8 protein-coding genes and 1 pseudogene are annotated in these 6704 nt (G+C 64.5%); 5 read left to right on the top strand and 4 right to left on the bottom strand.

Going from position 1 to position 6704, the window contains the following annotated elements; translation table 11 throughout:
- The 4 genes and pseudogenes from ACEQZD_RS05715 to ACEQZD_RS05700 all read left to right on the top strand — a co-directional run.
- Window positions 1-357, top strand: a pseudogene (locus ACEQZD_RS05715) (cytochrome b); the annotation flags it as partial.
- Window positions 357-1016: a cytochrome c1 gene (locus tag ACEQZD_RS05710; protein ID WP_370184521.1), complete on the top strand. Its 660-nt coding sequence runs from the start codon at window positions 357-359 to the stop codon at window positions 1014-1016. The pseudogene ACEQZD_RS05715 and the gene ACEQZD_RS05710, both read left to right, overlap by 1 nt.
- Window positions 1017-1121: 105 nt before the next feature.
- On the top strand, window positions 1122-1757 hold the full coding sequence (locus tag ACEQZD_RS05705; RefSeq protein ID WP_194855088.1) for a glutathione S-transferase N-terminal domain-containing protein: 636 nt from the start codon (window positions 1122-1124) through the stop codon (window positions 1755-1757).
- Between the two features lie 15 nt (window positions 1758-1772).
- Entirely contained in the window at window positions 1773-2162 is a 390-nt protein-coding gene (locus ACEQZD_RS05700) for a ClpXP protease specificity-enhancing factor (protein WP_370184518.1), read from the top strand.
- Here the strand turns inward: ACEQZD_RS05700 and ACEQZD_RS05695 are convergent, their stop codons facing one another.
- The 4 genes from ACEQZD_RS05695 to ACEQZD_RS05680 form a co-directional block, all read right to left on the bottom strand.
- Window positions 2163-2735, bottom strand: coding sequence for a BON domain-containing protein (locus ACEQZD_RS05695; protein ID WP_142948031.1), 573 nt, complete (start codon window positions 2733-2735; stop codon window positions 2163-2165).
- A complete protein-coding gene (locus ACEQZD_RS05690; RefSeq protein WP_067607112.1) occupies window positions 2735-3322 on the bottom strand; it encodes a phosphoheptose isomerase in 588 nt (195 codons plus the stop codon). Before ACEQZD_RS05690 ends, ACEQZD_RS05695 begins: the two co-directional genes overlap by 1 nt.
- A complete protein-coding gene (locus tag ACEQZD_RS05685) occupies window positions 3322-3693 on the bottom strand; it encodes a YraN family protein (RefSeq protein ID WP_370184516.1) in 372 nt (123 codons plus the stop codon). The genes ACEQZD_RS05690 and ACEQZD_RS05685 overlap by 1 nt, the downstream gene beginning before the upstream one ends.
- A gap of 70 nt (window positions 3694-3763) precedes the next feature.
- The gene (locus ACEQZD_RS05680; RefSeq protein ID WP_370184513.1) at window positions 3764-5611 is read right to left on the bottom strand and encodes a penicillin-binding protein activator; all 1848 of its coding nucleotides are present in this window, start codon (window positions 5609-5611) and stop codon (window positions 3764-3766) included.
- A 149-nt stretch (window positions 5612-5760) separates the two neighbouring features.
- Between ACEQZD_RS05680 and rsmI the strand changes: the two genes are divergently transcribed.
- On the top strand, window positions 5761-6591 hold the full coding sequence (rsmI, locus tag ACEQZD_RS05675; protein ID WP_370184511.1) for a 16S rRNA (cytidine(1402)-2'-O)-methyltransferase: 831 nt from the start codon (window positions 5761-5763) through the stop codon (window positions 6589-6591).
- Window positions 6592-6704: the final 113 nt, after the last annotated feature.

Below are 6704 nucleotides of genomic sequence, written 5' to 3'. Positions count from 1 at the left end.
TACTACGCCATGCTGCGGGCCACCACCATCGACTGGTTCGGCATGTCATCCAAGGCCTGGGGCCTGATCGCCATGGGCGGTGGTATCGTGGTGCTGTTCCTGCTGCCCTGGCTGGACCGTCACCCGGTGAAGTCGATTCGCTACAAAGGCTGGCTCAGCAAGATCCTGCTGCTCGTGTTCGCCGCCGACTTCGTGATGCTCGGTTATCTCGGCACCCAGCCCGCATCGGGCCTGGCCAAGACCCTGGCGCAGATCGGCACGGTGTACTACTTCGCCTTCTTCTTTATCGGGCTGCCGCTGGCGCACCGATTCGAGAAAGCCAAGCCGGTTCCTGAACGCGTAACGGGGGGTCACTGATGAGAAAGCTAGTCGCGGTAATGCTTTTCAGCTGCCTGCCGGTGATGGCGCTCGCCGCCGGCGGCGGCAACAATGAATACGTGGTGGACGCACCGGTGAACCTGCAGGACAAGGTGAGCCTGCAGAACGGTGCCAAGTTGTTCGTCAACTACTGCATGGGCTGCCACAGCATGGAGTACCTGCGCTACGGGCGCATGGCGGAAGATCTGGGCATCCCCGATGACCTGGTGCTGGAGAACCTGAACTTCACCAGCGACAAGATCGGTGACCCGATGGAAAACGGCATGGTCCAGGAAGACGGCAAGCAGTGGTTCGGCGTGATGCCGCCGGACCTGACCCTGGCCGCCCGTCACCGCTCCGCCGATTGGGTGTATTCTTACCTGATCAACTTCTACAAGGACGAAGAGCGTCCCTTTGGTTACAACAACCATGTGTTCCCCAACGTGGGCATGCCCCACGTGATGGCCGGGATGCAGCAGGAGTTGAGCGAGGAAGAGTTCAAGTCCAATATGGGCGATATCGCCAACTTCATGGCTTACGCGGCGGAGCCGATGGCCCCGACCCGCGAGCGCATCGGCGTTTACGTGCTGGTGTTCCTGGGTATTTTGCTGATTCCGGCATACTTGCTGAAAAAAGAGTACTGGAAAGACGTTCACTAAGCGGGATTTACCGCCCGGAACGCTTTTCAGCGAGCAACAGGGTACCCGCGCGAGCGGCTACCCTGTTTGTGTTATATAGAGACGTAGCGTGGAGATGATTCAACCATGGGTGTGGTGACAAAACGTTCCTCAATGACTTTCTTTTCCTCGCCGAACGATCATTACTGCCATCGCGTGCGGATCGTTCTGGCGGAGAAAGGCGTCACCGTGGATATCGTCGATGTGGACAATGGTGACAAGCCGGAAGATCTGGCCTCACTGAACCCTTACAACGAAGTGCCCACCCTGGTGGACCGGGAACTGACCCTGTATCAATCCACGGTGATCATGGAATACCTGGACGAGCGCTTCCCGCATCCGCCGCTGCTGCCGGTGTACCCGGTGGCCCGGGCGCAGAGCCGCCTGCTGATTCACCGCGTCGAGCGCGACTGGTGCGCCCATGTGGACGCCCTGCTGGCGGGCACCGAAAAGGAAGCGTCACTGACCAAACGCCGCAAGGAACTGCGCGAAGCGATGATCGCCACCGCGCCGATCTTCAGCGAGCTGCCGTTCTTCATGAGCGAAGAATTCACCCTGGTGGACTGCGTGGTGGGTCCGATCCTGTGGCGGTTGCCGGCCCTGGGCATTGAACTGCCGCCCAAGCAGGCCAAGCCGCTGCTGGACTACGCCGAGCGTCTGTTCGACCGCGACGCCTTCCAGGCCAGCCTTTCCGAAGCAGAGCGCGAACTGCGCCAGCTGTAAGCCATGAATGATGACATGACCCCCAATCGCCCGTATCTGATACGGGCGATGCACGAATGGATCTGCGATAACGGCCTGACCACCCATCTGGCGGTGGACGCCCATTTTCCCGGGGCGGAAGTGCCCCAGGAATTCGTGCAGGACGGCCAGATCGTACTCAACATCGCCCCGCGGGCGGTGACCAATTTCGAGGCCAGCAATCAGGAAATCACCTTTTCCGCCCGCTTCGGCGGCGTGCCGCGCACGGTACGCGTGCCGGTGGAAGCGGTGATGGCCGTGTTCGCCCGCGAAAACGGCCAAGGCATGGCCTTCGAGCCCGAGGACCCGCCCCCGGAGCCTACCCCGACGGACCCCAGCGACGACGACAAACCCTCCAAGGGCAGTCACCTGAAAGTCGTGAAGTGATTAATCAATATACTCAATAATCTTAACGATCTTCTGCACACCCCCGACCTCACGGGCCTGCGCCACCACGGCGTCGGCCTCGTCGCGGGTGAGCAGCCCCATCAGATAGACAATACCGCTTACCGTCACCACCTTGGTGCGCATGCCCGGCGCATCGCCGTCCACGAACAGGCGGGTTTTCAGCTTGGTGGTCAGCCAGCCGTCGTTGACCCGGGATAACACCCCGCTGTCGCCGGACAGCTTCAGTTCGTTGTGCACGTGGCGCACGTGACGCACCCGCGCGGCGATGTTTTCCGCCTGCACGCGCAGCTCGTCGCTGGCCACTTCCCCGGCCAGCAGCACATTGCCGTTAAAGCTCACCACCACGATGTGGCTCTGGTCCAGGGCCTCGCTGGCGCGGGCCAGATTGACCTTGATCTTGCGCTCGATATTGCCGTCTTCCACGAACGCGCCGAAGGTGCGCGAGCCGTGGTCCCGGTCGACCGGTTCCTGGGCCATGTTCTTGGTCAGGGCGGCGCAGCCGGACAGGGCGAACAGCATCACAAGCAACGCCGGCAGGGCAGGGTGACGCATCAAGAGCCTCCGAAAAGCTGTTGATCGATAAAGTCGCAAAGCGCATGGATCACCAGCAGATGCACTTCCTGAATGCGCGCGGTGGAAGTGGCCGGGACCCGTACTTCGATATCGCCGGGGCCGTAAAGGTTCACCATTTCGCCGCCTTCCTTGCCGGTCATCGCCACCACCTTCATTTCCCGGTCGTGGGCGGCCTGGATCGCCTGGATCACGTTGGCGGAATTGCCGCTGGTGGAAATCGCCAGCAGCACATCGCCGGGGTTGCCCAGGGCGCGCACCTGCTTGGAAAAGATCTCGTTGTAGCTGTAGTCGTTGGCGATCGAAGTGAGCGTGGAGGAATCGGTGGTCAGCGCCACCGCCGGCAGAGCCGGGCGTTCCATCTCGAAGCGGTTGAGCAGCTCGGAAGAGAAATGCTGCGCATCACCGGCGGAGCCGCCATTGCCGCAACTGAGAATCTTGCCGCCGTTGAGCAGGCATTCCACCATCACCTGGCCGGCGGCGGCGATCACCTCGGGCAGCACTTCGCCGGCCTTGGCCTTGGTTTCCATGCTTTCGGCGAACAACTGTCTGATGCGGTCCACACTCATTACTGGTCTCCGTAAAATGCGTTTTGCACCCAATGATAACGGACTTCGCCGTCGTCATCCGGTTCCAGGCCCAGCACGTCGAAGCGGCAGGGCCGTTGTGCCTGATAAGGGTAGCGGCCCAGATAGTGCCGTGCCGCCAGAATCAGACGGCGTTGCTTGCGCCCGTCCACCGAGGCGAGAGCGCCGCCGTAGCGGCTGTAGGCACGCCAGCGGACCTCCACGAACACCAGCGTCTCGCCGTCGTCCATGATCAGGTCCACCTCGCCCAGGCGGCATTGATAATTGGCGATCACCGGCACCAGGCCGCGCTGTTCCAGCCAGCGTCGTGCCCGGTGCTCAGCCCGCTGGCCGCGTTCCTTGCGCCAGTACATAGAGGCCTCCTTTCCTCTTATTGTGGGAGCGGGCCCAGCCCGCGAAAGGGTGGCTTACAGCCACCCGATCCTAATACTGTGTGCTGTCCACCCGCCCTTCACCGACGCGGGGCACCGGTATCGCCTCACCGTTACGAAACACCGCCCAGTCCGACTCACGCACCAGCCGCGCGCCGTCCAGCCGCAAAGTGCCGGTGACGCCCGGAAGGGTGCTGTCCTGCAGGTTGCGCAGCAGGTACAGCCGCGCCTGAAGCCGGTAGGCGTCCACGCCCATGGCGAACAGCCGCGCGTAGCGTCCGTGGCCGTCCGGCCAGGTTTCCTCGGCCATACGGTGCAGCTTGGTGCCTTCGTAAAGAATCCACGGCATGTCCAGGAAGTAGACGCCGTCCAGGTCCTGGTCGCGGCGCGGCGCCGGGGTGCCGTTATAAAGATGGGAAGTGGCGAACACCGGCAGGTCCCGGGCGTAATGGAAATTCAGCGCCGGTTTAATCTGCCGGCCCTCGTTCGGGTCGGCCACCAGGAACAGGAAATCCAGGCTTTGCGGCCACTCCTCCGGCCGCTCGGAGTCCAGATCCGAGAACGAGGGGTCGCGGCGCAGGTCCTTTTCGGCGCGGGCGGTGTCCAGCAGGCTCTCCACGGTTTCACCGATGGTGTCGTCGGTGAACGAGCTTTCCACCACGATCCGGCCGCCGCCGTCCTGCCAGGCGGCCACGAACGCCTCGGCCACGCGCTGGCCCCAGGCGCTGCGCGGATAGAGCACGCCGGCCAGCCGGTCGCCGGCTTCCAGGCTCTGCCGGGCGATCTGCCGGGCTTCGTCCTCCGGCGCCAGCCCGAACTGGAAGATCGGCGCGTCCTCGCTGTCCTGATCCAGATAGTTCAGCGCCAGCACGGTCACCGGCGGCGTGCCCATGCGGGCCAGCTCGGCCACGTTGTCCTTGGCCAGCGGCCCGACCACGAACTGCGCGCCGTCGTCCACCGCCTGCTGGAACACCGAGCGCACGTCCGCGTCGCTGACGTCGTAAAAACGCAGGTCCGGGGTCGGGTTGCCCGCTTCCTCGGCGCTGTAGTAGCCGGTCATCATGCCGTCGCGGATCGCCTCGGCGGCGGGCGCCAGCGGGCCGCTCTCCGGCAGCAGCACGGCGACCCGCTGGGGGCGCTCGCGGGCGGCGCGCTGCAGGGCCCGCACCGTTTCCGGCAACTGGCGGGCGGCCGGATGGTCCGGCCAGTCCTCGCGCCAGCGCGACAGGCGCTGCACCTGGCTGTCGATGTTGGCCTGCGGGTCGCGGTACAGCAGCGCCAGCTCCAGCCAGCCGCGCAGCTCGCCGGAGGTGTCCTCGGCGCGGGCTTCCAGGGTTTCCAGCGGCAAGCGCATCAGCGCTTCCCAGGTCAGCTGGCGGTTGTATTCCTGGTCGTCGTCATTGAGCAGCGGGTCCACCGCCACGCGCTGGCGCAGGCTTTTCATCAACTCGCCGTTGAGCGCCTGGGCGTCGGCGCGCAGCAGGTTCAGCTTGGCGCGGCGCTGGGCGTCGAAGCCGTCGATATCGCTCCGGTAGTCGTCCAGCAACGCCACCGCCCGGTCCGGCTGCTGCTCGGCCATCCAGGACTGGGCGCGCAACTGCAGCCAGCGGAAGCGTTGATCCCGGGACAGGGCGCCGTCGCCCACCTGGTCGAGCAATTCGCCGGCGTCGTCGGCGCGCTCATTGACCAGGTAAGAGCGCGCCCAGGCGAGGGCGGTGTCGGTGCGAACCGGTTCCGCCAGTTCGGCCAGCTGGTCGCTGGCGTTACCGACCTGTTGCGGCGCATCGCGAAGGGGGGCCGGTTCCTTGGCGGTCGAGCCGTCCGGGCTCGGTAATTGAGAACAGCCGGCAAGGACCAGAACGAGGGCCATTGCGGCCAGGCGGGCCTGTCGTAATTCCATGGCTCTAGGGTAACCCCTTTGCTACTTCGGGAAAGAAGCCGCTATTGTAGGCGTTTTGCAAGTCGCGAATCACCCCCGACGGTCCCTGATTGCGGATCGGATCGGTGGCATGACACAACTCTTTACACCCAATCAGGAAAACGCCCCCCATGAGCGGCTCTTTGTATGTGGTCAGCACACCGATCGGTAACCTGGACGACCTGTCCCGTCGCGCTCTCGAGGTGCTCGGCCAGGTGGACTGGGTGGCCGCCGAGGACACCCGGCACAGCCAGACCCTGCTCAACCATCTGGGCATCAAGGCCCGTCTGATCAGCTGCCACGACCACAACGAAGCCGAGCGCAGCCCGGAACTGGTGGTGCGCCTGCGCGACGGCGAAAGCGGCGCGCTGATCAGCGACGCCGGCACGCCACTGGTCAGCGACCCGGGTTACCGGCTGGTGCGCGCCTGCCAGGACGCCGGCGTGGCCGTGGTGCCGGTGCCCGGTGCGTCCGCGCTGCTGGCGGCACTGGCGGTGTCCGGCCAGCCCAGCGATCGCTTTCTGTTCGAAGGCTTCGTGCCGTCCAAGGGCGCCGCCCGCGAAAACGCCCTGCGCCGCCTGGCGGGCCTGGACGTCACCAGCGTGATCTTCGAGGCCCCGCACCGGGTGGTGTCGCTACTGGAGAGCCTGGCCGGTCTGGTCGACGCCGACCGCGAACTGACCCTCTGCCGGGAACTCACCAAACGCTTCGAGACCGTGCGCCGAGGCCCGGTGGCAGAACTGCTCGAGTGGGTGCGCGGCGACAAGGACCAGCGCCGCGGCGAACTGGTGCTGGTGCTGTCCCCCGCCGCCCGCGGCGAACAGCTCAGCGAACAGGACCGCGCCCTCGCCAAGGCCCTGCTGGCGGAACTGCCGGTGTCGCGGGCGGCGCGGGTGCTCGCCGCCCACACCGGGTTGAAGCGGCAGGAGCTCTACAACTACCTGGAAGGAGTTAATAGTTAACAGTGAATAGTTAACAGTGAATAGTTAACAGTGAATAGTTAATAGCGAAAACAGTGCGCTCCGCGCTAGTTGCGTATTAGCATCGAAGGTTTGCGCTCACGCAATGAGCGCGG

This window comes from Alloalcanivorax sp. (genome assembly GCF_964221125.1).
Classification (GTDB): Bacteria; Pseudomonadota; Gammaproteobacteria; order Pseudomonadales; family Alcanivoracaceae; genus Alloalcanivorax; species Alloalcanivorax venustensis.
Note: the sequence above shows the minus strand (reverse complement) of the source record. Positions and strands in the feature narration are given on the sequence as shown.

Coding starts and splice junctions, on each gene's coding strand:
- ACEQZD_RS05680 (WP_370184513.1), bottom strand. CDS start 5,611: ATGGAATTACGACAGGCCCGCCTGGCCGCAATGGCCCTCGTTCTGGTC.
- ACEQZD_RS05690 (WP_067607112.1), bottom strand. CDS start 3,322: ATGAGTGTGGACCGCATCAGACAGTTGTTCGCCGAAAGCATGGAAACC.
- ACEQZD_RS05695 (WP_142948031.1), bottom strand. CDS start 2,735: ATGCGTCACCCTGCCCTGCCGGCGTTGCTTGTGATGCTGTTCGCCCTG.
- ACEQZD_RS05685 (WP_370184516.1), bottom strand. CDS start 3,693: ATGTACTGGCGCAAGGAACGCGGCCAGCGGGCTGAGCACCGGGCACGA.
- ACEQZD_RS05710 (WP_370184521.1), top strand. CDS start 357: ATGAGAAAGCTAGTCGCGGTAATGCTTTTCAGCTGCCTGCCGGTGATG.
- ACEQZD_RS05700 (WP_370184518.1), top strand. CDS start 1,773: ATGACCCCCAATCGCCCGTATCTGATACGGGCGATGCACGAATGGATC.
- rsmI (WP_370184511.1), top strand. CDS start 5,761: ATGAGCGGCTCTTTGTATGTGGTCAGCACACCGATCGGTAACCTGGAC.
- ACEQZD_RS05705 (WP_194855088.1), top strand. CDS start 1,122: ATGGGTGTGGTGACAAAACGTTCCTCAATGACTTTCTTTTCCTCGCCG.